Source organism: uncultured Sneathiella sp. (assembly GCF_963973085.1).
Lineage (GTDB): Bacteria > Pseudomonadota > Alphaproteobacteria > Sneathiellales > Sneathiellaceae > Sneathiella.
In genome coordinates this window covers 65661-91796 of sequence record NZ_CAXAXA010000005.1, presented here as the reverse complement: position 1 = coordinate 91796, position 26136 = coordinate 65661, and the positions used below count along the sequence as shown (strand labels likewise).

Sequence of the window (26136 nt, the reverse complement as noted above, 5' to 3'; positions counted from 1 at the left end):
TATCATGATGTACGTCCTCATTGTTTTTCTACCATTGCTCGCGGCGTTGATTGCCGGCCTGTTCGGGCGTTCTATCGGGGATCGGGGAAGCCAGCTGGTTACCAGCGGCGCGGTGGTAATTGCGGCCATCCTCTCCTGGGCCTCGCTTTACCAGATTGCGTTTCAGCAGACGACGGAAGTCGTAGAGCTGATGACCTGGATAAATTCCGGTGATTTTGATGTCTCCTGGGCACTCCGGATCGACAGCCTGACGGCGGTAATGCTGGTTGTGGTGAACACAGTGTCTGCCGTCGTTCATGTCTATTCCATCGGCTATATGTCTCATGATCCGCATAAGCCGCGGTTTATGTCCTATCTATCGCTCTTTACCTTTGCGATGCTGATGTTGGTGACCTCCGATAACTTCGTTCAGCTGTATTTCGGCTGGGAAGGGGTCGGGCTCGCCAGTTACCTGCTGATCGGTTTCTGGTACAAGAAGCCTTCTGCAAACGCAGCAGCGATCAAGGCATTCGTCGTCAACCGGGTGGGCGATTTCGGCTTTGCACTTGGTATCATGGGGATTTATTTCGTTTTCAACTCCGTTAGCTTTGATGAGGTGTTTGCCGCCGCGCCCGATCAAGTCGGGCAAAGCTTTGAATTCCTCGGCTTTCAGGTTGATATCCTGACGACGCTATGCCTTCTGCTGTTTATCGGCGCTATGGGCAAATCGGCGCAGCTCGGGTTGCATACCTGGCTACCAGATGCGATGGAGGGCCCGACGCCAGTGTCCGCGCTTATCCATGCGGCGACAATGGTGACGGCCGGAGTCTTTATGGTGGCCCGCTGTTCACCTCTGTTTGAATATTCGCCCGATGCGTTGATGTTTGTAACGGTAATTGGCGCATCAACAGCGTTTTTTGCGGCGACTATCGGCCTTGTGCAGAATGATATCAAGCGCGTGATCGCCTATTCGACCTGTTCGCAGCTTGGCTATATGTTCTTTGCCATCGGTGTCGGCGCCTATCCCGTCGCCATCTTCCATCTCTTCACCCATGCTTTCTTCAAGGCGCTGCTGTTCCTCGGCGCGGGTTCCGTCATTCATGCGGTGTCCGACGAGCAGGACATGCGCAATATGGGCGGACTGTGGAAGCATATCAAGATCACCTATGTGATGATGTGGATCGGATCGCTGGCGCTTGCCGGGGTTCCCTGGTTTGCCGGTTATTTCTCAAAGGATGCGATTATCGAGGCCGCGTTCGCCTCCGGCAGCAATGTCGGCATGTACGCCTTCTGGATGGGGGTCGCCGCCGCGGTATTGACGGCGTTCTATTCCTGGCGCCTGCTGTTCATGACCTTCCATGGCGAACCGCGTGCGAGCAAGGAAGTGATGTCGCATATCCATGAAAGCGCGAATGTCATGCTGATCCCGCTTTATGTATTGGCGGCTGGCGCGGTGTTTGCGGGTATGGTTTTCTATCCCTTTATGGTCGGCCATGGGTATGAGGAATTCTGGGGCGACGCGCTCTTCTTCATACCGGAAAATCACATCATGCATAATTTCCATGATGTGCCGGGCTGGGTCATCGCAACTCCGCTGATCGCGACGGCGCTTGGTATACTGGTTGCTTTCAACATGTATATCCGGCGGACAGACATTCCTGTTCAGCTGGCCAAGACTCATTCGGCGCTCTATCAGTTCCTGCTGAACAAATGGTATTTTGACGAGCTGTATGACTTCATCTTCGTGCGTCCCGCCAAAGCCATTGGCCGCTTCTTCTGGACTTTCGGGGACGGCAAGGTGATCGACGGGCTGGGGCCGAACGGGATTGCCGGGCGCGTCCTCGTCTTGGCACGCCGCGCATCCCAGCTACAGAGCGGTTACATGTATCATTATGCGTTTGCCATGCTTCTTGGTGTCGCGGCGTTTGTTTCTTACTTTTTCTTCGCGGGTGGACATTAAGTCATGCTTGATTGGCCAATCTTATCAACGGTGACATTCTTGCCCCTGATCGGGGTGTTGCTGATCCTGCTGACCAGTGGCAAGGAAGAATCGGCGGCCCGCAATGCGAAATGGGTCGCGCTCTGGACAACGTTGTTTACCTTCGTGATCTCGCTCTTTATCTGGATTAACTTTGATACGGATACGGCGGCGTTCCAGTTTGTGGAAAAGGCAAGCTGGCTCGGCAATAATATCAACTATCATATGGGCGTGGACGGCATTTCGATGCTGTTCATTATCCTTACCACCTTCCTGATGCCGCTCTGCATCCTGGCGAGCTGGGAAGCGATCACGGTGCGGGTACGCGAATATATGATCGCCTTCCTGGTCATGGAAGCATTGATGATCGGTGTGTTCTGTGCGCTGGACATGGTTCTTTTCTACCTCTTCTTCGAGGCGGGCCTGATTCCAATGTTCCTGATTATCGGTGTCTGGGGCGGGAAGGAACGGGTCTATGCCAGTTTCAAGTTTTTCCTCTACACACTCATCGGGTCCGTGCTGATGCTGGTGGCGATGATCACCATGTATTTCATTGCGGGCACGACGGACATTCCGACCCTGATCGACTTTAACTTTGATCCGCACCTCCAGCTCTGGCTCTGGCTGGCTTTCTTCGCCTCCTTTGCGGTCAAGGTGCCGATGTGGCCGGTGCATACCTGGCTGCCTGATGCCCATGTTCAGGCGCCGACGGCGGGCTCGGTTATTCTGGCGGGCGTTCTGCTGAAGATGGGAGGATACGGTTTCCTGCGATTCTCGATCCCGATGTTCCCGGAAGGATCGGAATATTTTGCACCGCTCGTGTTCGCGCTCAGTGTTGTCGCAATTATCTATACCTCGCTCGTGGCACTCGTGCAGAAGGACATGAAGAAGCTGATTGCCTATTCGTCTGTCGCGCATATGGGCTTTATCACCATCGGTATCTTCACCTTTACCCAGCAGGGACTTGAAGGCGGCATTCTGCAGATGATCAGCCACGGCATCGTCTCCGGCGCGCTGTTCCTCTGTGTTGGCGTGGTTTATGACCGCCTGCACACGCGTGAAATTGCCCGCTACGGTGGCCTCGTCAATCGCATGCCGAAATACGCGCTGATCTTCCTGATTTTCACGATGGCGACAATCGGCCTTCCCGGCACCAGTGGCTTTGTCGGTGAATTCCTGATCCTGGTTGGCGCCTATCAGGTCAATACGACAGTGGCCTTTATCGCGACGATCGGCGTTATCCTCGGCGCGGCCTACAGCCTCTGGCTCTATCGCCGGGTTGTCTTCGGTGAATTGGTGAAAGAGGATCTGAAGAATATCATGGATGTCGGCCGTCGTGAGATATTGATCTTCACGCCGCTCATCATCGTGGCCTTCTGGATAGGCATATATCCGGATTCGTTTCTCGATGTCATGCATGCGTCGGTGCTCAATCTGATGGATCAGCATGAGACGGCCATGCAGGCCAGTAAAACAATACTCAACGCGGCTAAGTAGGTAGGTTCAAGAAATGGTTTTGCCCGATTTTTCAATCGCCCTTCCGGAAATATTCCTCGCCTGCGTTGCTATGGCGCTGCTAATGGTCGGCGCTTTTCGCGGAAACAAGTCTACAAGCCTGATTTCCTGGCTGTCTGTGCTCGCCTTCATCTTTGCGGGTTTCCTGGTTCAGTTCGAAGGCCATGCGACGGTTACCACTTTCGGCGGGCTGTACCGAGATGACAATTTTGCTGTCTTCATGAAGACGCTGTGCTTAGGCGCGTCCGCTTTCGCCATCATCATGTCGATTGATTTCAACAAGCGCGAAAAGCTGGTCCGGTTCGAGTTTCCGATCCTGATCGTGATTGCCACGCTCGGCATGATGGTCATGATCTCGGCCAATGATCTCATGACCATGTATCTCGGGATTGAGTTGATGAGCCTGTCCCTCTATGTAACAGCTGCCTTCAAACGCGACAGCGTCCGCTCGACGGAGGCCGGCCTGAAGTATTTTGTTCTCGGTGCCCTGTCCTCTGGCATGTTGCTCTATGGCGCCTCCCTGATTTACGGCTTCTCCGGCACGACAAATTTCGATGTATTGCGCGATACCTTCACAAGCGGGGAGGCGGAAGTCGGCGTTGGTCTGTTGATTGGCCTCGTTTTCCTTATCGCGGGTCTTGCGTTCAAGGTCTCCGCCGTGCCGTTCCATATGTGGGCACCGGATGTCTACGAAGGTGTTCCGACCCCGGTCACAGCCTTCTTCGCGGCGGCTCCGAAAGTGGCGGCGATTGCCCTGTTCCTCAGAGTTTTTGTAACGCCCTTTGGCGATCTGGTCGATCAGTGGCAACAGATTATCGTCTTTGTCTCCATTGCCTCTATGATCCTCGGTGCCTTTGCCGCGATCAACCAGAAGAATATCAAGCGGCTGATGGCTTACTCCTCAATCGGACATATCGGCTATGCGCTTGTCGGTCTCGCGGCAGGCACGGAAGAAGGCGTACGCGGCGTCCTGATCTATATGGCGATCTATGTGGTGATGAACATCGGCACATTTGCCTGTATCCTCTCCATGCGACAGCGCGACGGTATGGTGGAGGATATTTCCGAACTCTCCGGACTCAGCAAGACACGCCCCTGGATGGCGTTCTTCCTTTTACTGTTTATGTTCAGTCTCGCCGGCATTCCTCCGCTCGCCGGATTCTTTGGAAAATTCTATATCTTCGTGGCGGCCGTCAATGCGGGCCTTATCCCGCTTGCCGTTGTCGGTCTGGTGACCTCGGTGGTTGGTGCTTATTATTATCTCCGGATCGTCAAGATCATGTATTTCGATGACGCGGCGGAAGGGTTTGAGCCGGTTAGCCGGACCCAGACGATCGTTATGACAGCTTCCGGCCTGTTCGTTGCCTTCTTTGTCATATTCCCGGCTCCCTTGCTTGAAGGAGCGGAGTTTGCGGCGGCTGTGCTGTTCCCGTGATCCAGACAGGCGGTGGCGGAATTGATCTCCCGCCCTTTTTTAAGCTTGCGGCGTTTGACACGGTCGGCAGCACGAATACCGAGGCGCGCAACCTCGCGGACACCGGTGCTCCGGAAGGGCAAATTGTCTGGGCGAAACGACAGGAACAGGGCGTTGGCAGGCGCGGCCGCAGATGGGTAAGCCCCGAAGGGAACTTGTACTGCTCGCTTATCCTCCGGCCAGATTGTGATCCTGCCGCAGCCGCCCGGCTTTCCTTTCTGGTTGCCCTTGCCATTCGTCAGGCAATCGCGACCTTCCTGAAACCGGAAACATCTCTCCAGTTGAAATGGCCTAATGATGTCCTGATAGACGGGTGCAAGTCCGCCGGAATCCTGCTGGAAAGCAAGGTAAAGCCGGATGGCCTGATGGACTATGTAATTATCGGCACTGGCATCAATATCGCGAGCTACCCTCAACTTACCGATGGGCTTCCCGCCATATCACTTGAGGAGGCGGGCGCGAAGGTTTCGATCGAGTCATTGCTCTCGGCCTATTCCTATGCATTACTAGAACTCTACACGACCTGGAAACAGTATGATTTCGCGCCGATCCGCGATCTGTGGCTGTCTCATGCCACCGGTCTGGGGGAGCGGATAACGGTGAAACTCTCCAATGAGACATTGGAGGGAACTTTCGCTGGGCTGGAAGATAACGGGGCGCTTGCGCTTATTCTGGATAGCGGTGAAAGAAAGCTGATCTCGGCGGGAGAAGTGTTTATAGTCCCTCCCGTCAGCTAATCCAAGGAGATGTCCATGCTACTGGCAATTGACGTTGGAAATACGAATATTACCTGTGCGGCCTATAAGGACCGGGCACTTGTCAATGAATGGCGTATATCGACGTCCGGTTCCCGCACGGCGGAGGAATATGGTGTCTGGCTCAGCCAGGCGATGGCGATTGACGGGTTGAAGCTAAATGAGGTGACACATGCGATTGTGGCGACTGTGGTGCCGGAAACCCTCTTCAACATTAAAGGGTTTTGCCGCCGTTATTTCGGCGTAACTCCTCTTGTCATTGGGGAAACAAATGTGGATCTGGGGATGACACCGCTGATTGATCGTCCGTCCGAGGCGGGTGCGGACCGACTTGTCAACGCCGTCGGAGCGCACTCCCTCTACGGCGGGCCGCTGGTGGTGATCGATTTTGGAACGGCGACGAACTTCGATGTGGTTGACGGCGATGGTAACTATATCGGTGGTGTAATCGCGCCGGGCGTCAATCTCAGCCTTGATGCGCTTTATAGGGCGGCAGCCAAGCTTCCACGCATTGCTGTCGAGCGGCCAGCAAGGGTGATTGGCAAAAATACGATCGAATGTATGCAGGCCGGAATCTATTGCGGTTATATCGCGATGGTGGAGGGACTGGTGACACGCATACGCGAAGAATATGGTGCCGAGATGAAGACGGTTGCGACTGGCGGTTTGGCTCCGCTTTTCTCGCGCGGGACCGAGATGATCGAGATTGTGAACGGCGATCTGACCCTCGCGGGTCTTGTTGAAATTTTTTACAGGAATAGCTGAAAACCCGTATGAACAAAATTGATCGCGACCTGCAGGAAGGTTTGTACTTCCTCCCCCTTGGCGGCAGCGGGGAAATTGGCATGAACCTCAACCTTTACTGCTGCGACGGTAAATGGCTGATGATCGATTGCGGGATATCCTTTGCCGATGACCGGGCGCCGGGCATCGATGTGATTGTTCCCGATGCAGCCTGGATTGCGGAGCGGCGCGAAGACCTGCTCGCGATTATTGTAACCCATGCACATGAGGACCATGTTGGCGCGGTCGCCCGTCTCTGGCCGCAATTTCGTTGCCCGGTTTATACCAGCCCGTTTACGGCCGAAATCCTGTCTCTCAAGCTGGCGGAGGAGGGGCTTGAGAATGAGGTGGAAGTTAATGTGATCGCGCCAGGGAGTTCAATCTCTCTTGGCGATTATCATATCGACTTTGTTGATCTCACCCATTCCATACCGGAAATGCAGGCCCTGATGATCACGACGCCACATGGTCGGGTGCTCCATAGCGGTGACTGGAAACTTGATCCCGATCCTGTCGTCGGCCCGGCCAGTAACCTTGCCAAGATGCAGAGGGTTTCCGACGCAGGCGTATTGGCGATGATTTGTGATTCCACCAATGTCTTCAAGGAAGGTGTTTCCGGCTCGGAGTTGGATGTGCAAAACAGCCTTGACCAACTCTTTCGGGGCATTCCGTCGGGGCGGATCGCGGTTACGACCTTTGCGTCGAATATCGCCCGCCTTATGACAATCGCCAGCGTTGCCGAGCGGAACGACCGTCATGTCGTCCTTGTCGGCCGTTCCCTGCACAGAATGACGCAAGCAGCAAAAAAATCAGGTTACCTCAATGACTTGCCGCCATTTCTTGATGAAAAAGATGCGGGCCATATTCCGCGGGATAAGATATTGCTGCTCTGTACCGGTAGCCAGGGAGAGCCTCGCGGAGCGATGGCCCGGATTGCCCGCGGAGAGCATTCCCATGTTGAGCTCTCGCAAGGCGATACCGTGATTTTCTCGTCCAAGGTCATTCCGGGAAACGAGAAAACACTGTATGCGCTGCATAACCAGCTTACTGAATCCGGTGTCAATGTTATCACGGAAGCCGATGAATTTGTTCATGTTTCCGGTCATCCGGCGCGAGACGAACTGACCGATATGTACCGGATCGTGAAGCCGGAAATTGCGATCCCCGTTCATGGGGAGGCGCGCCATATCCGCGCCCATTGTGAATTGGCGCGGTCCCTCGGCGTGAAGCAGGCGATTGAGATCACAAACGGAAATATCCTGAAACTTGCACCGGGGGTGGCTGGGATTATCGCCGATGTCCCCTCGGGCCGTCTTGCGGTTGATGCCGGCGGGCTGACTCCGCTGGACGGGGAGTTTCTCTCAACACGCCGCCGCCTTGTCTACAACGGGAGTGTCAGCGGGGTTGTCTTTGTCAATGAAAAGGGCCAAATAACAGAAGACCCGATAATACGGCTGCGAGGGGTGCTTGATGAAAGTCTGTTTCCGGAGTTGCAAAAAGATCTGAGAGAACAGATAATAGAGGGCCATAACCGCTTGAAAAAAAGTGAAAAACTGGATGATGACAAGGTCGAGCTGTCGGCGCATAACGCGGTTCGTCGGGTGTTCCGCAGACTTGCCGGGCGACGGCCGATTACGGATATTTATGTCATCAGATTTGAAGATGAATAAGGATATATGACAAGATGATTGGACGATTAAATCATGTGGCCATCGCGGTCCCCGATCTTGAGGCCGCCGCGGCGGTTTACCGTGATACGCTGGGCGCGAAGGTTAGCCCGCCACAGGACGAGCCGGACAACGGTGTGACAGTTGTCTTTGTCGAACTGGATAATACCAAGATCGAGCTTCTTCATCCGCTGGGGCAAAATTCCCCTATCGAGGGGTTTTTGGCGAAAAACGCGTCGGGCGGTATTCATCACGTCTGCTATGAGGTGGAGGATATTATCGCGGCACGGGATCAGTTGAAAGCCAAGGGCGCCCGGGTGCTGGGAGATGGAGAGCCGAAGATCGGCGCTCATAAGAAGCCAGTTTTATTCTTGCACCCCAAGGACTTCAGCGGAACTCTTGTCGAATTGGAACAGGTATAGAGGCAACATAGAATGTCCATTGTCGGCGGCATTGTTATTTTTACGATTACCTGGATGCTCGTTCTTTTTACGGTGCTGCCTTGGGGGGTGAGGCCGCAAAGCGAGGAAGAGGGTGAGATCGAACCCGGGACAGTCGAGAGCGCGCCGGCAAACCCTCGCATATGGACGAAATTTGCCATGACAACAGTAATAACGATTGTGCTGTTTGTCGCTGTCTGGACGATTGTCGATCTTGATTTGTTTGATATCCGGGCCTATTTCCAGGACATATAGGAGGGTCGGCAAGACGATGATCCGGTTTCTTATGGCGGCGATGCTCATGGGGTCATTTGCGGCAACCGCCGCCGCGGAGGACGAGATACGGCTGGAAGTATCCCGCGTGGCCTGTGAGCAGATTGTTAAGTACAAGCAATCACCGGATGTTACCTATCAGCCGGGCGTTGATGTGCATGGAAAGCCTGTCGCTCCGGCGGATCTTGAGGATCAGCGCGCAAAAATTCCCGATCAAATATACGTAAACCTGGCATTGCCATTAAAGGACTTGCTTGAAAGCTATAACCCGAAACTGGCGGAAGCGGAGGTGAATGTCGGCATTGTCGAATTTGATATTGCCTCCGGACAACTACTTTATAATGGGCAGGAGCTGACGGATCCTGCCGAAAATGCCATCGCCAACGAATGCCGAAAGCGGTATCAATAAAGTGAAATCCTTGCAATCTGCTCAAATCCCGTTAAAAGTCACCAAAACCCGCAATATTCAATCGTTCTGAGGCTCATATGCGTCTGTCCCGTTATTTTCTGCCGACCCTGAAGGAAGATCCCAAGGAGGCACAGATTGTTTCCCACCGGTTAATGCTGCGGGCCGGAATGATTCAGCAATCGTCTGCCGGGATTTACAGCTGGCTGCCGATGGGCTTCAAGGTGATGAAAAAGATCGAGCAGATCGTACGGGAGGAACAGAACCGGGTAGGGGCACTGGAAATTCTGATGCCGACCCTGCAGCCGGCAGACCTCTGGCGGGAATCGGGCCGCTATGATGATTACGGCAAGGAAATGCTTCGTATTACGGACCGGCATGAACGCGATATGCTGTATGGCCCGACGAATGAGGAGCAGGTGACGGATATTTTCCGCTCCCATGTCAAAAGCTACAAGAACCTGCCGTTGAACCTGTACCATATCCAGTGGAAGTTCCGTGATGAGGTGCGTCCGCGTTTCGGGATCATGCGCGGCCGCGAGTTCCTCATGAAGGATGCCTATTCATTCGATCTGGATTATGAAGGCGCCAAAACGGCTTACAACAATATGTTCGTCGCCTATCTCAAGACATTTGCACGGCTTGGGGTGAAAGCAATCCCCCTTCGTGCGGCAACGGGCCCGATCGGTGGTGACTTGTCCCACGAATTTATTGTTCTTGCGGATACCGGCGAGAGCGAGGTTTTCTATCACAAGGACATCCTGACCCTTGAGACACCGTCGGAGGCGAGTTACTCCGCAGAGGAATTGCAAGGTATCGTCGATAAATGGACCAGCTACTATGCGGCGGCGGATGATATGCATGATCCTGCCACCTGTGATATCGATGACGCTGATCTGGTCACCCGGCGCGGAATTGAAGTGGGCCATATCTTCCATTTCGGGGATAAATATTCAAAAGCCATGGGCGCAACTGTCGCTGGCCCTGAGGGGAAAGACGTGACCGTCTCCATGGGTTCCTATGGTATCGGAGTTTCGCGGCTTGTGGGCGGTATCATCGAGGCATCCCATGACGATGCCGGTATCATCTGGCCGGAGAGCGTTGCACCGTTCAAGGTTGGCCTGATTAACCTCAAAAGCGGGGATGAGGCCTGTGATGCAGCCTGTGAGGATTTCTATAACAAGCTGCGCAATCAGGACATCGATGTGCTGAATGATGATACGTCGGGACGGGCTGGTGAGAAATTCGCCAATATGGATCTTATCGGTCTGCCGTGGCAGGCAACAATCGGGCCGCGTGGCGTGAAATCCGGCATTGTTGAAGTGAAAAATCGTGCCACGGGCGAAAAGCAGGAACTGGGCCTGGACGATGCCCTGCAATTGCTGGTAGGCCTGAACTAGTGTTTTCCCGCTTTGAATGGACGATGGCGCTTCGCTATCTTCGTGCCCGGCGACAGGAGGGGTTTATCTCCGTTATCGCCACTTTTTCGTTTCTTGGGATCGGGCTTGGCGTGGCAACCCTGATTATCGTGATGTCTGTCATGAACGGGTTTCGCGCGGAGCTGCTGGATCGTATTCTCGGGTTGAACGGTCATTATGAAGTCCGGGCACCGGCAGAGGAGCCGCTGGTTGATTTTGGCAATGTCGTGGCGCGGCTTGCCGATATTCCCGAAGTCGTGCGTGTGACGCCGATTGTCGAGGGTCAGGTGATGGCGTCCGGCAAGGCTGCAAGCGGCGCGCTCGTCCGGGGGATCTCACCAAACCAGCTGGCCGCTCTTGATGTGATATCCACCGGCATTATTGACGGTTCGCTGGATGATTTCGGCAATGATAACTCGATTGTCATCGGATACAGGCTCGCCCGCACCCTTGGTGTTGCGGCAGGTGACAAGGTGAAGCTGATCTCGGCGCAGGGCACGCCGACGGCCTTTGGCACCATGCCGCGGGTCAAAACCTTCGATGTGGCCGGGCTGTTCGATACGGGTATGTATGAATATGACAGCGGCTATATCTATATGTCGCTGAATGCGGCGCAGAACTATTTCCGCCTTGGCGACGGGGTGACGGCGCTTGAAGTCTTCGCGACGGACCCGGACACGGCCCTCGCCATTCGGAGCGAAGTTATCAACGCAGTGAATATCCGGGCCTTTATCTATGACTGGCAGCAATCCCGCGCGAGTTTCTTCAATGCGTTGGAGGTGGAGCGGAATGTGATGTTCCTGATCCTCACCCTCATCATCCTGGTCGCGGCGTTCAATATCATTTCCAGCCTGATCATGCTGGTGAAGGATAAGGGGCGGGACATCGCGATCCTGAGGACCATGGGGGCAACCCGCGGCATGATCATGCGGGTCTTCTTCATTGCGGGAGCCAGCATTGGCGTCGTCGGAACCCTTTTTGGCTTTCTGCTGGGGCTTGGCTTCTGCATGAATATCGACAAGATCAAGGGGCTGATTGAGGGGATTACCGGGGCAGAGCTGTTTTCCGCGGAAATCTATTTCCTCTCGCATTTGCCGGCGAAAATAGATGCGGCGGAGGTGACGACGGTCGTTGTCATGGCGCTTGTCATTTCGCTGCTGGCAACGATATATCCCTCCTGGCGCGCCGCGCGCCTCGATCCGGTGGAGGCGCTTCGATATGAGTGACCCGGTCCTTAAACTTGAAAATATTGGCCGAACCTTTACGCAGGGTCAGGAGAAGCTTCTGGTTCTTGATTCCGTTGCGCTTGATATTCGACCCGGTGAGATCGTCGCCCTTTTGGGGCCTTCCGGATCAGGAAAATCAACATTGTTGCAAATCGCGGGCTTGCTGGAGCCACCAACGACAGGCACTGTGCGGATTGCCGATATAGATTGCAGCAAGGCGCGGGATGGCAAGCGGACAGAGGTTCGCCGTGACAAGATAGGTTTCGTCTACCAGTTCCATCATTTGCTGCCGGAGTTTTCAGCTCTTGAAAATGTCATGATGCCAAACCTGATTGCAGGAATTTCGAAGGCGCAGGCGAAACAAAAAGCAACGGAACTGCTGGAAAAAATGGGCCTGAAAGACCGGCTCTCCCACCGCCCAGCCAAACTTTCCGGCGGGGAGCAGCAGCGCGTCGCCATTGCCCGCGCGCTCGCCAATGACCCGGTTTTGCTGCTGGCGGATGAACCGACAGGCAATCTAGATGAGCAGACCGCAGAGATTGTATTCAAGCAGTTCCTCGATGCTGTGCGGGATCGTCAGGTGGCCGCACTGGTGGCGACACATAACACCGATCTGGCCCGCCGCATGGACCGGATTGTGCAGGTTCGCGATCATCATCTGGTGGCTGATTAGTTTTTACTCCTCCTATTTTGTTTTTTGGCAGTAGCTTTAGGCCTTGCTCCTGTGATTGCCTCTGCATTCCCTGACTTGTTGGTTAAGAAATTGTAAAGCTATTGTCGGCAGTATTCCCCAATATTCACAAAGACTAGGGGCGTCGGGTAGCCATGCCGAAATTCAGATTGATTCAAAGTATTCTCAAATGTGGCATGAGGTGGCGTCAAGTCAGCCTTCTATTGCTGGGACTTATGGTCGCCCTGATGGCAACTACAGTGAATGCTCAACAGTCGGACGTTGATAACGCGGCGAGGACAGCATTTGAGTTGCATAATCAACAGAAATATTCTGACAATCTACGAAAAATTCTGCTTGAAAATCCAATTTCACCTCCAGACACGTCAAGCCCACGGGCGACACTTGAAAGCTTTGTCTATCTCGTCAGTGAAGCACGTAAAATATGGCTCGATGTACGCGATGATTATGCGGTTAGCGACACTATTATTTTATCTGAGGTCTTGGAGGGACGGCTGGAAGAACTTCGGACAATTCTTGACAAGGCCGCCCAGACTTTTGATTTAAGCACCATACCTGCAAGTATCCGGGAACAGGTCAATATTGAGATCACGCTGCAACTCCATGAAATATTTGACAGAATGGATCTTCCGGCAATGGGAAGCATTCCCGGCTATGAAGTCGGCGTTTTCCCCGGCGCGAATGAAGCTGCCAAACTGGACGCGAGCTGGTCAGTTCCAGGAACCAATATTGTGATTTCCCGTGTCCAGAGTGGCAGTGAACAAGGCGCTTTTCTTTTCTCCAAAGAGACGGTTGAACGCATCCCTGAGGATTATGAAACGATCAAGAATTTTCCGTTGAGACACGACTGGACGGAAGATCTTTATAACTACTATATCTATACTCCGGGCGGATTTGTGGCTCCCAAATGGTATGGCTTTATACTTATGGGGCCTGATTGGCTGCAAGAGAAATTCTATAATCAGGCGGTCTGGCAGTGGGTAATGTTCGCACTCCTAACCATCATGGCTATAGCTGCGCCTGCAACATTCTTTCATCTTACCCGTAGTAATTTGGAAGAGGATATGAGCGCGGGTCGGCGGATGCGCCAAATGATTCTATGTGGGTCTGTGATCGGTTTGGCCTTGCTCTATCGCTATACCTGCGACAGCCATATTAATATCACCGGCGGCCTTATGCAGGGAATCAGCACGGTGACAACGGCCATTATCTGGTCTTGTGTGGCTTTGCTGACCTATCAGTTTTTGAATTTCATTTACGCGTCTGCCATCCGTAATCCGGCTGTCCCGACGGACAGTATCGATGCAAGCCTGTTGCGAACCGGATTTCGCGTCTTTTCATGCACGATCGCGCTGATCATTATGGGCTATGGTGCGACACAGATCGGAATACCGGTCTATGGTGTGATTGCCGGCCTTGGCGTTGGCGGTCTGGCGATCGCCCTTGCCGCGCAGCCAACAATCGAAAACCTGATCGGCGGGATCATTCTCTATGCAGACCGGATGGTCAAGATTGGCGAATTCTGTCAGTTTGATAATCTTTCGGGAACGGTCGAATCCATCGGTATTCGCTCAACCCGTATTCGGGCGCTTGACCGCACCCTGATTACGATATCGAACGCCGACTTGGCCAAGCGCAAGATTACGAACTACAGTCGCCGCGATCAGTTTCACCTGCGTCATCGCATAGGCCTGAGATATGAAACGACACGGGCCCAGCTATCGGTCATCATCGACGATATTCTTGCATATCTGGAAGATCATGATCGCATACAGTCAGATCCTTTGCGGGTGAGGTTCGTGGAACTTGGCGACTACTCTCTCGATATCGAGATCTATGCCTATGTCGCGGTTACCAGCATGCCCGAGTTTCTTCGGGTTCAGGAAGAAGTCCTGATGCGGATTGTCGAGATTGTCCGCGCGCGCGGTGCAGATTTCGCTTTTCCCTCTACAACGACTTATCTGGCATCGGATAGCGCACCTGAGACTGGCGCGACACTGCGCGGCTGGCCTGAACAGGATTTGTCAAAGCCGTACTCCAGTATATCCTAAATATGACAACGAATCCGGAAGGATGCTAGTCCGGCATAGGCGCCAACGCGGCCTAGAAAGTGCATGGACGAACATAGAGGCTACAGGACGATCGTGGAGAGCGAAAGCTTTATCTGGCGTTGGCGTAGCACCCTATTTTCATGCGCAGAATAATTTTATTTGACAAAAGAACAAAACAAGAACATTCTATGTATCAGCGGACAACAGGAGAGCTGACATGGATGTGAACCAGATAATTAAAAGCGGATTTGAATGTGCGGCCTTTGCAGGCGCGCTCGGGGTGATGGTGTTCTGGGCGGATATTGTGGCGGGCCTTGCCGGGCAGCTCTAGTGGTATGATCTTCGAATAGGACAGAAGGGGAGTTATCCACAAGAAATTTGACGGGAGGGGCTGACAAGCCCTGACCTTTCATGAAGGACGTGCAATAATGGGGCGGCTGAAATCACAGATTGGAGATTTGCCGTTGTCCAGTGCCCTGCCTGGCCCCCGTTTTATTCATTTGCGCGTTCATTCCGCCTATTCCCTCTCTGAAGGGGCGGTGCCGGTCAAGGATATCAAGTCGCTTTGTATCTCGAATGATATGCCGGCGGTGGCGATAACGGACACCAGCAACATGTTTGGTGCGCTTGAATTTTCTCTGGCGATGCAGGGGGGCGGGGTGCAGCCGATTATTGGCTGTCAGATCGCCCTTACGCGCGAAGATGGGATTGACCGCAATGGGCGCCGGCCAGAGCCGGACCCTGTCGTCTTGCTGGCTCAAGACGAGGCGGGCTATAACAATCTCCTGAAATTGACATCCCATGCTTTTCTGAAAACGGAATCGGGTGAAACGGCGCAAGTGCCGATGGAACTGCTCGAACGGCACGGCGGCGGCCTGATTTGTCTGACCGGCGGCGCGGAAGGTCCCATTGGGCGATTGATTGCCACGGACCAGCTGGCGGCGGCGGAAGACTACACACGAACTCTTGCCCGTATTTTTGATGGCCGCCTTTATATGGAACTTCAGCGCCATGGCCTTCCGCTGGAACAGAAGACGGAGCCGGGTTTTCTGAAGCTTGCTTATGAATTGGACATTCCCCTCGTTGCGACCAATGAAGTGTTTTTTGTCGATCGCAGCATGTACGAAGCGCATGATGCGCTTCTGTGTATCGCCGCCGGGAAATATGTTGGCGATCAGGAGCGAATCAAGCGCACGCCCGAGCATTATTTCAAGTCACAGGCGGAGATGGTCGAGCTGTTCTCGGATCTGCCGGAGGCAATCGACAATACGGTGGTTATCGCCCGCCGCTGCGCGATCGCCTCTCCCACACGTGATCCGATTCTGCCTGCGTTTTCGTCGGCCGAGGGCCGGGATGAGGCAGGGGAGCTGGCGGCGGCGGCATCGGCGGGCCTGAAAGTCCGTCTTGAAAAAGAAGTTTTCACGGATGGGATGAGCCAAGAGGAACGAGACGCCACAGCGAAAAAATATGTCGATCGCCTCGATTATGAAATCAGTGTGATCAATGAAATGGGCTTTCCCGGCTATTTCCTGATCGTTGCCGATTTCATCCGGTGGTCGAAGGAAAATGATGTCCCCGTCGGGCCGGGCCGCGGGTCCGGTGCGGGCTCGGTCGTTGCCTGGGCCCTGACCATTACCGATCTTGACCCGCTGCGCTTCGGACTCTTATTCGAACGGTTCCTCAATCCGGAACGGGTGTCAATGCCCGACTTTGATATCGATTTTTGCCAGGACAAGCGTGAAAAGGTTATCCGCTATGTTCAGGAAAAATACGGCCATGATCAGGTGGCCCAGATCATTACCTTTGGAAAGCTGCAGGCGAAGGCGGCGGTTCGCGACGTGGGCCGGGTATTGCAGATGCCCTATGGTCAGGTAGACCGGATCAGTAAGATGATCCCGGCCAATCCGGCCAATCCGGTCAGTTTGCAACAGGCGCTCGATATCGAGCCGCGTCTGCGGGAGGAACGGGCGAACGATGCGGATGTCGCCCGATTATTGAAAATAGCGCTTCAACTTGAAGGGCTCTATCGTCATGCGTCGACCCATGCAGCCGGTGTGGTCATTGGTGATCGCCCGCTGGAAGAGCTGGTGCCGCTCTATCGTGATCCGCGCTCCGATATGCCGGTGACGCAATTCTCGATGAAATACGCGGAAACGGCGGGACTGGTGAAATTCGACTTTCTCGGCCTCAAGACTCTCACGGTTCTGGACCGGGCAAAGATGCTGCTGGCGCGCCGGGGAATCGAGATTGACTATGCGAAGGTGCCGCTTGATGATCCGGGGGTGTTCGAACTGCTCTCCACCGGCAACACCATCGGGATATTCCAGCTTGAAAGTTCCGGCATGCGAGACATGCTCCGGAAAATGCGCCCCGACGCGTTTGAGGATATTATCGCCATCGTCGCACTATACCGGCCGGGCCCGATGGAGAATATCCCGACCTATATCCGCCGCAAGCACGGAGAAGAGGAGCCCGATTACCTGCATCCCGAGCTAAAGCCGGTATTGGAGGAAACCTACGGCGTTATCATCTATCAGGAGCAAGTGATGGAAATCGCCCGGATGCTGGCAGGCTACAGCCTGGGCGATGCTGACCTGTTGCGCCGGGCCATGGGCAAGAAAATTCAGTCGGAAATGGATCAACAGCGCGCTATTTTTGCGCAAGGCGCGAAGGAGAAGGGGATTTCCCCCAAGGATGCCACTCATATTTTTGATCTGGTGGCAAAATTCGCAAACTACGGCTTTAACAAATCCCATGCCGCCGCCTATGCGCTCGTCTCCTATCACACGGCATGGCTCAAGGCGAACTATCCGGTGGAATTCATGGCAGCGTCCATGAGCCTCGATATGAACAATACGGACAAGCTCAATATCTTCCGTCAGGATCTGGAGCGGATGAAAGTGCCCATCCATCCACCGTGCCTCAACAGGTCGGATGTCGAGTTTTCCGTGGAGTTTGAGGGAGATCAGGGCGCCGTGCGCTATGCGCTTGCGGCGGTGAAAAATGTCGGGCGGGAGGCAATGGCTGGGATCGTGCGCGAACGCGGCGAGAATGGCCCGTTCAAGGACCTGTTCGACTTTGCCGCGCGCCTTAACCCTAAATATATGAACAAGCGCCAGGCGGAAAATCTCGTCCGGGCCGGTGCGTTCGACGACATGCTGGATCACCGATCCCAGGTTTTCTCTTCAATCGAAACCCTTTTGCGTCAGGCGCAGCAATCGGAAGAAGAGCGTGGCTCGGGCCAGGTCAATCTGTTTGGTGGAGAGTCCGAGGCACTGACCGTCCGTCCGGCATTGCCCGATGTTGCCCGCTGGACAGCGATGGAGCAATTGAAGCAGGAGTTCGACGCCATCGGTTTTTACCTCTCGGGCCATCCGCTCGATGCATGGGACAAGACACTGGATAAAGCAGGTGTTCGCGATGCGGCCAGCTATTTCGCCGGTCTTAGCACTGCGGAGAGCGCAGCAACGCTTGCGGGCACGGTGATGGGCAAGCGCGAACTCCGGACGCGGAAAGGAAAACCGCTTGCCTTTGTTCAGCTTTCCGATGCGACGGGCGCCTTCGAGGTCACCATGTTCGCAGAATCGTTGGATAAGTATCGTGATCTTCTGGTCGTCGGGCAGTCACTTGTGCTGCGCGTAACGGGAAATCTCGATAACGATCAACCAAGGCTTACGGTGCAAAGCTTGCAGCGGTTGGAATCACTGGCGGCGAATATTGCCGACGGCGTGCGGATATTCGCGAATGACGACAAGCCGCTTGCGGAAGTCGCGGCCATCCTGAAACAGGGCGGGCGGGGCCGGGGTCGGGTGGCCTTTGTCCTCAATCTGGAGGCGGAGGCAAAGGAAGTTGAGTTTGACCTTTCAGACCAGGTGAATATCACGCCGGAAGTCCGACAGGCCCTTAAATCCGCCGTCGGGGTTATCGATGTTCACGATATTTAGCGGCAGTTGGCGGAATTCCACGTGAATCCGCATTTTTCCCTTGCATCCGGGGGCCGAGGGGCCTATTTACCGCACTGTTAAATTCACACGTGGGTTTTGGGTCAGGCTGTGTTGGTCTTTCCCATCCGGTGTCCTGAGGATTATCCAACGGACCACAGCTCACGGAGGTTCAACCGGAAAAGGAGATTGCAGAATGGCTCTGCCAACTTTTACTATGCGTCAGCTTCTGGAAGCTGGTGTTCACTTTGGCCACCAATCACGTCGCTGGAACCCGAAAATGGGTCCTTACATCTTCGGCGCACGTAACAAAATTCATATTCTTGATCTGCAACAGACGGTGCCGATGCTGTATCAGGCACTTAAAGTTGTGCGCGATACGGTTGCCGGTGGTGGACGCGTCCTGTTCGTCGGTACCAAGCGTCAGGCGTCGGACGTGGTTGCGGAAAGCGCCAAGCAATGCGCTCAGTTCTACGTCAACCATCGCTGGCTTGGCGGTATGCTGACCAACTGGAAGACCGTTTCGGAATCGATCAAGCGGCTGCACAAGCTTGAAGAACAGCTTTCAGAGGAACATACAGGCCTGACCAAGAAGGAAGTCCTGAAAATGACCCGCGAGCGTGACAAGCTGGAACGGGCGCTTGGCGGTATCAAGGAAATGGGCGGTCTTCCGAATGTGATTGTCGTGATCGACACCAACAAGGAAGAGCTGGCCGTTCAGGAAGCCAACAAGCTTGGCATTCCGGTTGTAGCAATTCTGGACAGCAACTCCGATCCAGATGGCATTACCTATCCGGTACCGGGCAACGACGATGCACTCCGCGCGATCAGCCTGTATTGTGATTTGTTCAAGCAGGCGGTTATCGATGGTATTTCCATGGAAATGGCAAGCCAGGGCACGGACCTTGGCGCGGCAGAAACTCCGGCAATGAGCGAAGACCTGCCGGAGGAGCCTGCTGCGGAAGAGGAAAAGGCCAAAGAGGAAAAGACCGAAGCGGCACCGGAACCGGAAGTGACTGAGGCAGCTCCTGAAGCGGCTGCGACCGAAGGTGATGAGGAAAGCGCGAAAGCGTCTTAAATCTGAGAGGGTCGCCTGTCTCCCATTTTAAAGGGCAGGCGTTTCCCCCTTTTAAGAATATAAACGCGAGGATGAATTATGACTGCTATTACAGCGGGACTTGTTAAAGAACTCCGTACCCGGTCCGGGGCGGGCATGATGGATTGTAAAAAGGCGCTGACGGCAACGGACGGCGATATCGATGCGGCAATTGACTGGCTTCGGACCAAGGGCCTGGCCACGGCTGCCAAGAAATCCGGCCGTGTGGCGGCTGAAGGTCTCGTTGCCGTTTCTGCGAGCGGGACGAGCGGCGCCGTTGTTGAGGTGAACGCCGAAACCGACTTTGTGGGCCGGAATGAAGATTTCCAGGCCCTAGTGAAGGGTATTGCCGCGGTTGCCGTGGAAAAAGAAGGCGATATTGACGCAATCAAGAGCGCCCCTTTCCCGGGTGGTTCGGGCACTGTTGAAGAGAAGCTCACGGAAAGCATCGCCACGATCGGTGAGAATATGGCGCTGCGTCGTGCGGCCTATCTGAGCGTTGAGAAGGGTGTCGTGGCCTCTTACATTCATAACTCTGTCACCGAGGGCCTCGGCAAGATCGGTATTCTGGTCGCGCTGAAAAGTGATGGCGATGTTGATAAGCTTGCAACGCTCGGCAAGCAGATCGCAATGCATGTTGCGGCGACGAGCCCGCAATCAGTTAGCGTGGCTGAACTCGATCCGGCGGCGGTTGACCGTGAACGTGCGGTGCTTTCGCAGCAGGCACGCGAATCCGGGAAGCCGGAAGAGATTATCGATAAGATGGTCGAAGGTCGCATTAGCAAGTTCTACAAGGAAGTTGTTCTGCTGGAGCAGACTTTTGTGGTCGACGGCGAAAATACGGTCAAGGCCGCTATCGATCTCGTTGCCAAGGAAATCGGATCGCCAATTGAGGTTGTTGGCATGGTGCGCTTTGCTGTGGGCGAGGGGATCGAGAAAGAAGAAAGCGATTTCGCTGCGGAAGTGGCGGCTGCTGCTAGATAGCGGTGACAGGATACGAAAATCTATGGCGGTCTCAATCAGAGGCCGCCATATTTTTATGTGCGGCTTCGCGGCTTTTCAAATGATACTTTTTCTGTATGCTGTCATGCCGATGCGGTTAACCATATGTAGCAGTTTTGGGAAATAATATGTCGAAAACACCTCAGTACCACAGGGTTCTCCTGAAATGTTCCGGTGAAGCACTTCTTGGAAACCAGCAATATGGTATTGATGTCGAGACCGTCTCCCGCATAGCCAAGGACATACGCGCTGCCCACGATATGGGCGTGGAGGTTTGTGTTGTTGTCGGTGGCGGTAATATTTTTCGCGGTATTTCCGGTACGGCGAAAGGGATGGACCGGTCCAGCGCCGACTACATGGGCATGCTGGCGACCGTGATGAATGCCCTTGCCCTGCAAAATGCGATTGAAGCGGAAGGAATGGACAGCCGTGTGCTTTCCGCCATCCCGATGTCAGCGGTATGCGAACCTTATATCCGCCGACGGGCCGAACGACATCTTGAGAAAGGCCGCATCGTGATCTTCGCGGCGGGTACCGGCAACCCTTATTTTACTACGGATACTGCCGCCGCCCTTCGCGCCGCCGAAATGAAGTGCGATGCGCTGCTGAAGGGCACCAACGTGGATGGTGTTTATGACAAAGACCCACGCAAGCATGACGATGCGGAGCGGTATGAGACCCTGTCGCATCTCGACGTGCTGGCCCGGGACCTCAAGGTCATGGATGCTGCGGCGATCTCGCTCGCACGGGAGAACAAAATTCCGATCCTCGTCTTTTCCATTCAGGAAGAAGGGGCCTTTGCCCGGGTTCTCCGGAAAGAAGGATGTTTCACAGAAGTTGTTTTGGGGGTGTAAGATCACTCGCGCGATACTAAAGAATGCCAAGAAAACTGTCTTGGCGATGGAGGAGAAGAAAGAATGGCAGCGCCGAACATGAAAGATCTTGAAAAACGCATGCAGGGCGCGCTTGAAGCGCTCAAGCATGAGTTTACAGGGCTGAGGACGGGCCGGGCGCATATCAGCCTGCTCGATACCGTCATGGTGGAGAGTTATGGAAGTTCCATGCCGATAAATCAGGTCGGAACGGTGAGTACACCTGAGTCACGCTCCTTAAGCGTTCAGGTATGGGACAAGAATAACGTGAAGGCTGTCGAGAAGGGCATCCGCAATTCGGGCCTCGGCCTCAATCCGGTTGTTGACGGCATGGTTGTCCGTGTTCCAATTCCTGAATTGACGGAAGAACGCCGTGCCGAGCTTGCCAAGGTTGCCGCAAGTTATTCTGAAAATGCCAAGATTGCTATCCGAAACGTCCGTCGTCACGGCATGGATGATGCGAAATCAGCGGAGAAAGACGGCGATTTTTCCGAAGATGATCGGAAGAAGGCCGAAGATGTTATTCAGAAGCTGACTGACAATTATGTCGAAAAGGTCGATGGAATGCTGTCTGAAAAGCAGCAGGAAATCATGCAGGTTTGATATATGGAAGTCTCGCCCTCTATCACATCAGGTGATTGCCAGATCCCCGAGCATGTCGCGATTATTATGGACGGAAATGGACGCTGGGCGACCAAACGCTCCCTCCAGCGCCTGCGCGGCCATGAGCAGGGGGCAGAAGCTGTCCGTGAGGCTGTGAAGGGCTGCGGTGAACTGGGCATTCGCTATCTGACGATATTCGCCTTTTCCTCTGAGAACTGGAGCCGCCCGGTTGAGGAGATCAATCACCTGATGGGGCTTTTCCGCTTCTTCTTTCAGAAAGAGGTCAAGGCATTATGCGAAGCGGGCGTAAAGGTAAAATTTATTGGTGATATCAGTCGATTACCTGACGATATTCAGGAATTGATCAAGGACCTAAAAGCGCGGACGAAGGATAATTCCAAGCTGAACCTGACGATCGCGCTCAGCTACGGCAGCCAGGCGGAGATTGCCGGTTCCATGCGGCGAATTGGAGAAAAAGTCAGGGCCGGAGAGATAGAGCCGGAAGACATAGATGAGACTATGGTCGCGCGACATCTTGAAACCGCAGATCTCCCTGATCCAGACCTTCTTATCAGGACCAGTGGTGAACAACGGCTCAGCAATTTCCTGCTTTGGCAATGCGCCTATACGGAATTCGTTTTTCTGGATGTTCTCTGGCCGGATTTCCGAAAAGAGGACCTGATCAGCGCCGTTGAGGAATTTGGAAGCCGGAACCGTCGATACGGGGCGATATAAGTGTTGCTGTCTTCACTGACGTCCCTGCAACAACGTGTCGTATCGGCACTTGTATTGGCGCCCATTGCGATCGGAGCGCTTTATCTTGGCGGCGTTTATTTTCTGGTCTTCCTGATCGGGGCCTCGGCCATCATGGCCTATGAGTGGTGTCGGGCCTCTGTCGAGACCACTCCCGGCATTGTCACAGCCATAACCGCCCTAACGGTTATTTCTGTCTTGGTAATGACGTATAACTCTAATATATTTCAGCTAATTGCGATCATTATTTCTGGATCTGCTTTAACGGCCGCTGTCGCCGCTTTCTTGAGCGGAAAGGAGCGGATTGTCTGGGCGTTTTTCGGTCCCATATGTATTGGAGTGCCGGTCGTCGCGCTGATGATGTTGCGTTCTCTGCCGGATACCGGCTTTGCGCTGACATTTGGCCTGTTTCTCGTAATCTGGGCAACGGACATTGGCGCTTATTTTAGCGGAAAGTCGATCGGCGGGCCAAAAATAGCACCGTCAATCAGCCCCAATAAGACATGGGCCGGCCTGATCGGCGGTATTATTGCAGCCATGATTGTCGCCTTCGGAGTGAACAGTCTGCTCATCGACGGGCAGGTTGCGACAATTGGTATACTGGGTTTGGGTGCCGTTTGTGCTATATTTGCGCAAGTGGGTGATTTTGCCGAGTCGGCATGGAAGCGTCATTTTGGCATAAAAGACGCCAGCAACCTCATACCTGGACATGGCGGCGTTATGGACCGGCTAGACGGAGTGTTTCTGACAGCGCCAATCTTGATGGCAATATTGATGTGGAATGGGATTTAGGATGAGTAGTAGTCCGGTAGCAAGAAGTATTTCCCCAACCCAACGTCTTGGGAAACGCAGTGTTAGCATTTTTGGCTCCACCGGCTCAATCGGGGTTAATACGCTGGACCTGATCTCCGCTGCACCGGAAAAATTTACAGTCGAAGTGTTGAGCGCGAACGAGAATGTCACCTTGCTGGCCGCCCAGGCGCGGCAATTCGGGGCGAAGCGCGCCGTTATCGCCAATGAGGCTAAATATGCGGAGCTTAAATTATTGCTCTCTGGGAGCGCTATTGAGGCCGCCGCAGGACGTGACGCCCTGATCGAGGCGGCCTCCTGCAAGGTAGATTGGGTGATGCTCGGGATCGTTGGCGCGGCGGGGCTGGCGCCGACACTCGCCGCGGTAAAGACTGGCGCGATCATTGCCATTGCGAATAAAGAGGCGCTGGTTTGCGGCGGGGATCTGGTTCTTGCGGATGTCAAGAAATACGGCGCGACGCTGCTTCCCGTCGATAGCGAACATAATGCGATTTTCCAGGTGCTGGACTTCGATCAAATTAACAAAGTGGAGCGCCTTGTCCTGACGGCGTCCGGCGGCCCGTTCCTCGATTTTTCATTGGATCAGATGAAATCAGTCACGCGCGATCAGGCACTTGCCCATCCGAACTGGGATATGGGGGCGAAAATTTCGGTCGATAGCGCGACGATGATGAACAAGGGGCTTGAGTTTATCGAGGCGGTTCGCCTGTTTCCTGTATCGCCGGCGCAGATCGATATTCTCGTCCACCCTCAATCGGTTATCCATAGTATGGTTGAGTATCGCGATGGCTCGGTGCTCGCCCAGATGGGCGCACCCGATATGCGGACCCCGATATCCTATACATTGGGTTGGCCGGAACGCCATGATTTCAAGGCGGAGCGGCTTGATCTTGCAAAAGTCGGTTCTCTGACCTTTCAGAACCCCGATCCGGTGAAATTTCCTGCTCTGCGGCTCGCCCGTGAAGCGCTAAATACTGGAAAATCGGCACCGACGATCCTAAATGCTTCGAATGAGGTTGCGGTCCACGGTTTCCTGAACGGAGAAATACGCTTTCTGGATATCGCCAGTATCGTAGAGGAATGCCTGAACCGCGCGAGTATCACTGAACTGACCGCGATTGAAGATATTTTTGAATGTGATGCGCAAAGTCGGGACTTGGCCCGCTCTGTCATGACGTCAATTTCGACTAAAGTATAAAACGGTAAAGTAATATGGATTTTCTGATAAATAACTGGATTTATATCCCGGCCTTTATTGTTGTCATTACGGTTCTGGTATTTGTCCATGAATATGGGCACTACAAGGTGGCGCGGCTTTGTGGCGTGAAAGTCGATGTCTTTGCCATCGGATTTGGTCCGGAACTCTGGGGGCGGTATGACAAAAACGGGTGTCGCTGGAAAGTCTGCGCCGTGCCCTTCGGCGGGTATGTGAAGTTTCATGGGGATGCGGGCGTTGCCAGCGATGCCTCGGATGAGATTGAGGATATGTCTGAAGAGGAGAAAAGGACCAGTTTTCATCACAAATCCCTTCTTCAGCGGTCGGCGGTCGTTTTTGCCGGGCCGGCCGCCAACTTTATCTTTGCGATCGTTGCCATGGCGATCCTCTTTATGGCGCTCGGGCAGGCACAAACGCCACCTGTTGCCGGAGAAGTTCAGCCAAATAGCGCCGCTGCCGAGGCAGGAATCGAAGTTGGTGATCGTGTGATATCCGTGAATGGCTCCGCCGTTGACAGTTTTGAGGAGCTGCGGCGGACCGTTCTCGTCGGTCTTGACGAACCTCTCAATATGAAAGTTGATCGTGACGGTCGTATGATTGATTTGGCTGTCACGCCGCATATCGTAGAGGAAGTTGATGCGGACGGGAATATCCAGAAAATCGGCCGCCTTGGCATCGTGTCAACGGGACGGGAATTTGTCAGGCATGGCCCGATCAGTGCGCTGGCCAGTGCGGTAGATCAAACATGGTTTATCACCACCGCGACATTGAAGGGGGTCGGGCAGATGATCTCCGGTGCGCGGGATACGAAGGAACTGAGCGGCCCGCTCGGTATCCTGAAAATGTCTGGCGATGCGGCCAAGCGCGGGGAGGACCTCGTTGATAACGCATTATCCCTGTTTAATTTCATGATTTTCGTTTCCATCAGTCTTGGCCTGATCAATCTCTTCCCGATCCCGATGTTGGACGGCGGACATCTTGTTTTTTATGCCTATGAGGCGGTTCGCGGGAAGCCACCTTCTGCAAAAGCCATGGAATTCAGTTTCCGAATTGGACTATCCCTCGTTCTGATGCTAATGGTATTTGCCACATGGAATGATGTTAACAAACCTTGGGTAAAAGATTTTTTCACCGGCTTGTTTTCCTGACAGGCAAGGTCTGCTAGAACTGTTCGACGATAATTGAGG

At 54.0% G+C, this 26136-nt stretch carries 22 protein-coding genes; all 22 read left to right on the top strand.

What is annotated here, in order from left to right:
• Window positions 1–4: 4 nt before the first annotated feature.
• The 22 genes from nuoL (at window position 5) to rseP (ending at window position 26097) form a co-directional block, all read left to right on the top strand.
• Complete coding sequence (gene nuoL / locus AACZ19_RS13340; protein WP_339634774.1) at window positions 5–1939, top strand: NADH-quinone oxidoreductase subunit L; 1935 nt, start codon at window positions 5–7, stop codon at window positions 1937–1939.
• A 3-nt stretch (window positions 1940–1942) separates the two neighbouring features.
• Window positions 1943–3454, top strand: a complete 1512-nt coding sequence (locus tag AACZ19_RS13335; protein WP_339634772.1) for an NADH-quinone oxidoreductase subunit M — start codon at window positions 1943–1945, stop codon at window positions 3452–3454.
• Window positions 3455–3473: 19 nt separating this feature from the next.
• Entirely contained in the window at window positions 3474–4907 is a 1434-nt protein-coding gene (gene nuoN / locus AACZ19_RS13330) for an NADH-quinone oxidoreductase subunit NuoN (RefSeq protein WP_339634770.1), read from the top strand.
• Complete coding sequence (locus AACZ19_RS13325) at window positions 4904–5683, top strand: biotin--[acetyl-CoA-carboxylase] ligase (protein WP_339634768.1); 780 nt, start codon at window positions 4904–4906, stop codon at window positions 5681–5683. Before nuoN ends, AACZ19_RS13325 begins: the two co-directional genes overlap by 4 nt.
• Before the next feature lie 15 nt (window positions 5684–5698).
• The gene (locus tag AACZ19_RS13320; RefSeq protein ID WP_339634766.1) at window positions 5699–6466 is read left to right on the top strand and encodes a type III pantothenate kinase; all 768 of its coding nucleotides are present in this window, start codon (window positions 5699–5701) and stop codon (window positions 6464–6466) included.
• An 8-nt stretch (window positions 6467–6474) separates the two neighbouring features.
• Window positions 6475–8154 (top strand): ribonuclease J, encoded by a 1680-nt coding sequence (locus tag AACZ19_RS13315; protein WP_339634764.1) that lies wholly within the window; start codon window positions 6475–6477, stop codon window positions 8152–8154.
• Window positions 8155–8168: 14 nt separating this feature from the next.
• Window positions 8169–8573, top strand: a complete 405-nt coding sequence (gene mce, locus AACZ19_RS13310; protein WP_339634762.1) for a methylmalonyl-CoA epimerase — start codon at window positions 8169–8171, stop codon at window positions 8571–8573.
• A 12-nt stretch (window positions 8574–8585) separates the two neighbouring features.
• Window positions 8586–8846 (top strand): DUF1467 family protein, encoded by a 261-nt coding sequence (locus tag AACZ19_RS13305; protein WP_339634760.1) that lies wholly within the window; start codon window positions 8586–8588, stop codon window positions 8844–8846.
• A gap of 16 nt (window positions 8847–8862) precedes the next feature.
• A complete protein-coding gene (locus AACZ19_RS13300) occupies window positions 8863–9273 on the top strand; it encodes a hypothetical protein (RefSeq protein ID WP_339634758.1) in 411 nt (136 codons plus the stop codon).
• Between the two features lie 77 nt (window positions 9274–9350).
• Window positions 9351–10670 carry a proline--tRNA ligase gene (gene proS / locus AACZ19_RS13295; RefSeq protein WP_339634756.1) on the top strand — a complete coding sequence of 440 codons (1320 nt, stop codon included), beginning with the start codon at window positions 9351–9353 and terminating at the stop codon, window positions 10668–10670.
• Window positions 10670–11914, top strand: a complete 1245-nt coding sequence (locus tag AACZ19_RS13290; RefSeq protein ID WP_339634755.1) for a lipoprotein-releasing ABC transporter permease subunit — start codon at window positions 10670–10672, stop codon at window positions 11912–11914. Before proS ends, AACZ19_RS13290 begins: the two co-directional genes overlap by 1 nt.
• Window positions 11907–12587, top strand: a complete 681-nt coding sequence (locus AACZ19_RS13285) for an ABC transporter ATP-binding protein (RefSeq protein ID WP_339634753.1) — start codon at window positions 11907–11909, stop codon at window positions 12585–12587. The genes AACZ19_RS13290 and AACZ19_RS13285 overlap by 8 nt, the downstream gene beginning before the upstream one ends.
• A 245-nt stretch (window positions 12588–12832) precedes the next feature.
• Window positions 12833–14656: a mechanosensitive ion channel family protein gene (locus tag AACZ19_RS13280; RefSeq protein ID WP_339634751.1), complete on the top strand. Its 1824-nt coding sequence runs from the start codon at window positions 12833–12835 to the stop codon at window positions 14654–14656.
• Between the two features lie 428 nt (window positions 14657–15084).
• Window positions 15085–18600 carry a DNA polymerase III subunit alpha gene (dnaE, locus tag AACZ19_RS13275; RefSeq protein ID WP_339634749.1) on the top strand — a complete coding sequence of 1172 codons (3516 nt, stop codon included), beginning with the start codon at window positions 15085–15087 and terminating at the stop codon, window positions 18598–18600.
• A gap of 193 nt (window positions 18601–18793) precedes the next feature.
• On the top strand, window positions 18794–19675 hold the full coding sequence (gene rpsB / locus AACZ19_RS13270; protein WP_339634747.1) for a 30S ribosomal protein S2: 882 nt from the start codon (window positions 18794–18796) through the stop codon (window positions 19673–19675).
• 78 nt (window positions 19676–19753) lie between these two features.
• Window positions 19754–20677, top strand: a complete 924-nt coding sequence (gene tsf, locus AACZ19_RS13265; RefSeq protein WP_339634745.1) for a translation elongation factor Ts — start codon at window positions 19754–19756, stop codon at window positions 20675–20677.
• 146 nt (window positions 20678–20823) lie between these two features.
• Window positions 20824–21549: a UMP kinase gene (pyrH, locus tag AACZ19_RS13260; protein WP_339634743.1), complete on the top strand. Its 726-nt coding sequence runs from the start codon at window positions 20824–20826 to the stop codon at window positions 21547–21549.
• A gap of 63 nt (window positions 21550–21612) precedes the next feature.
• Complete coding sequence (gene frr, locus AACZ19_RS13255) at window positions 21613–22170, top strand: ribosome recycling factor (protein WP_339634741.1); 558 nt, start codon at window positions 21613–21615, stop codon at window positions 22168–22170.
• 3 nt (window positions 22171–22173) lie between these two features.
• Window positions 22174–22905: an isoprenyl transferase gene (locus AACZ19_RS13250; RefSeq protein ID WP_339634739.1), complete on the top strand. Its 732-nt coding sequence runs from the start codon at window positions 22174–22176 to the stop codon at window positions 22903–22905.
• The gene (locus AACZ19_RS13245) at window positions 22906–23715 is read left to right on the top strand and encodes a phosphatidate cytidylyltransferase (RefSeq protein WP_339634737.1); all 810 of its coding nucleotides are present in this window, start codon (window positions 22906–22908) and stop codon (window positions 23713–23715) included.
• Between the two features lies 1 nt (window position 23716).
• Window positions 23717–24931 carry a 1-deoxy-D-xylulose-5-phosphate reductoisomerase gene (gene dxr, locus AACZ19_RS13240; protein WP_339634735.1) on the top strand — a complete coding sequence of 405 codons (1215 nt, stop codon included), beginning with the start codon at window positions 23717–23719 and terminating at the stop codon, window positions 24929–24931.
• Window positions 24932–24945: 14 nt separating this feature from the next.
• The gene (gene rseP, locus AACZ19_RS13235; RefSeq protein WP_339634733.1) at window positions 24946–26097 is read left to right on the top strand and encodes an RIP metalloprotease RseP; all 1152 of its coding nucleotides are present in this window, start codon (window positions 24946–24948) and stop codon (window positions 26095–26097) included.
• Window positions 26098–26136: the final 39 nt, after the last annotated feature.

Coding starts and splice junctions, on each gene's coding strand:
- AACZ19_RS13335 (WP_339634772.1), top strand. CDS start 1,943: ATGCTTGATTGGCCAATCTTATCAACGGTGACATTCTTGCCCCTGATC.
- rseP (WP_339634733.1), top strand. CDS start 24,946: ATGGATTTTCTGATAAATAACTGGATTTATATCCCGGCCTTTATTGTT.
- tsf (WP_339634745.1), top strand. CDS start 19,754: ATGACTGCTATTACAGCGGGACTTGTTAAAGAACTCCGTACCCGGTCC.
- nuoL (WP_339634774.1), top strand. CDS start 5: ATGATGTACGTCCTCATTGTTTTTCTACCATTGCTCGCGGCGTTGATT.
- AACZ19_RS13300 (WP_339634758.1), top strand. CDS start 8,863: ATGATCCGGTTTCTTATGGCGGCGATGCTCATGGGGTCATTTGCGGCA.
- frr (WP_339634741.1), top strand. CDS start 21,613: ATGGCAGCGCCGAACATGAAAGATCTTGAAAAACGCATGCAGGGCGCG.
- AACZ19_RS13315 (WP_339634764.1), top strand. CDS start 6,475: ATGAACAAAATTGATCGCGACCTGCAGGAAGGTTTGTACTTCCTCCCC.
- AACZ19_RS13250 (WP_339634739.1), top strand. CDS start 22,174: ATGGAAGTCTCGCCCTCTATCACATCAGGTGATTGCCAGATCCCCGAG.
- mce (WP_339634762.1), top strand. CDS start 8,169: ATGATTGGACGATTAAATCATGTGGCCATCGCGGTCCCCGATCTTGAG.
- rpsB (WP_339634747.1), top strand. CDS start 18,794: ATGGCTCTGCCAACTTTTACTATGCGTCAGCTTCTGGAAGCTGGTGTT.
- dxr (WP_339634735.1), top strand. CDS start 23,717: ATGAGTAGTAGTCCGGTAGCAAGAAGTATTTCCCCAACCCAACGTCTT.
- proS (WP_339634756.1), top strand. CDS start 9,351: ATGCGTCTGTCCCGTTATTTTCTGCCGACCCTGAAGGAAGATCCCAAG.
- AACZ19_RS13285 (WP_339634753.1), top strand. CDS start 11,907: ATGAGTGACCCGGTCCTTAAACTTGAAAATATTGGCCGAACCTTTACG.
- AACZ19_RS13320 (WP_339634766.1), top strand. CDS start 5,699: ATGCTACTGGCAATTGACGTTGGAAATACGAATATTACCTGTGCGGCC.
- AACZ19_RS13280 (WP_339634751.1), top strand. CDS start 12,833: ATGGCAACTACAGTGAATGCTCAACAGTCGGACGTTGATAACGCGGCG.
- pyrH (WP_339634743.1), top strand. CDS start 20,824: ATGTCGAAAACACCTCAGTACCACAGGGTTCTCCTGAAATGTTCCGGT.
- dnaE (WP_339634749.1), top strand. CDS start 15,085: ATGGGGCGGCTGAAATCACAGATTGGAGATTTGCCGTTGTCCAGTGCC.
- AACZ19_RS13305 (WP_339634760.1), top strand. CDS start 8,586: ATGTCCATTGTCGGCGGCATTGTTATTTTTACGATTACCTGGATGCTC.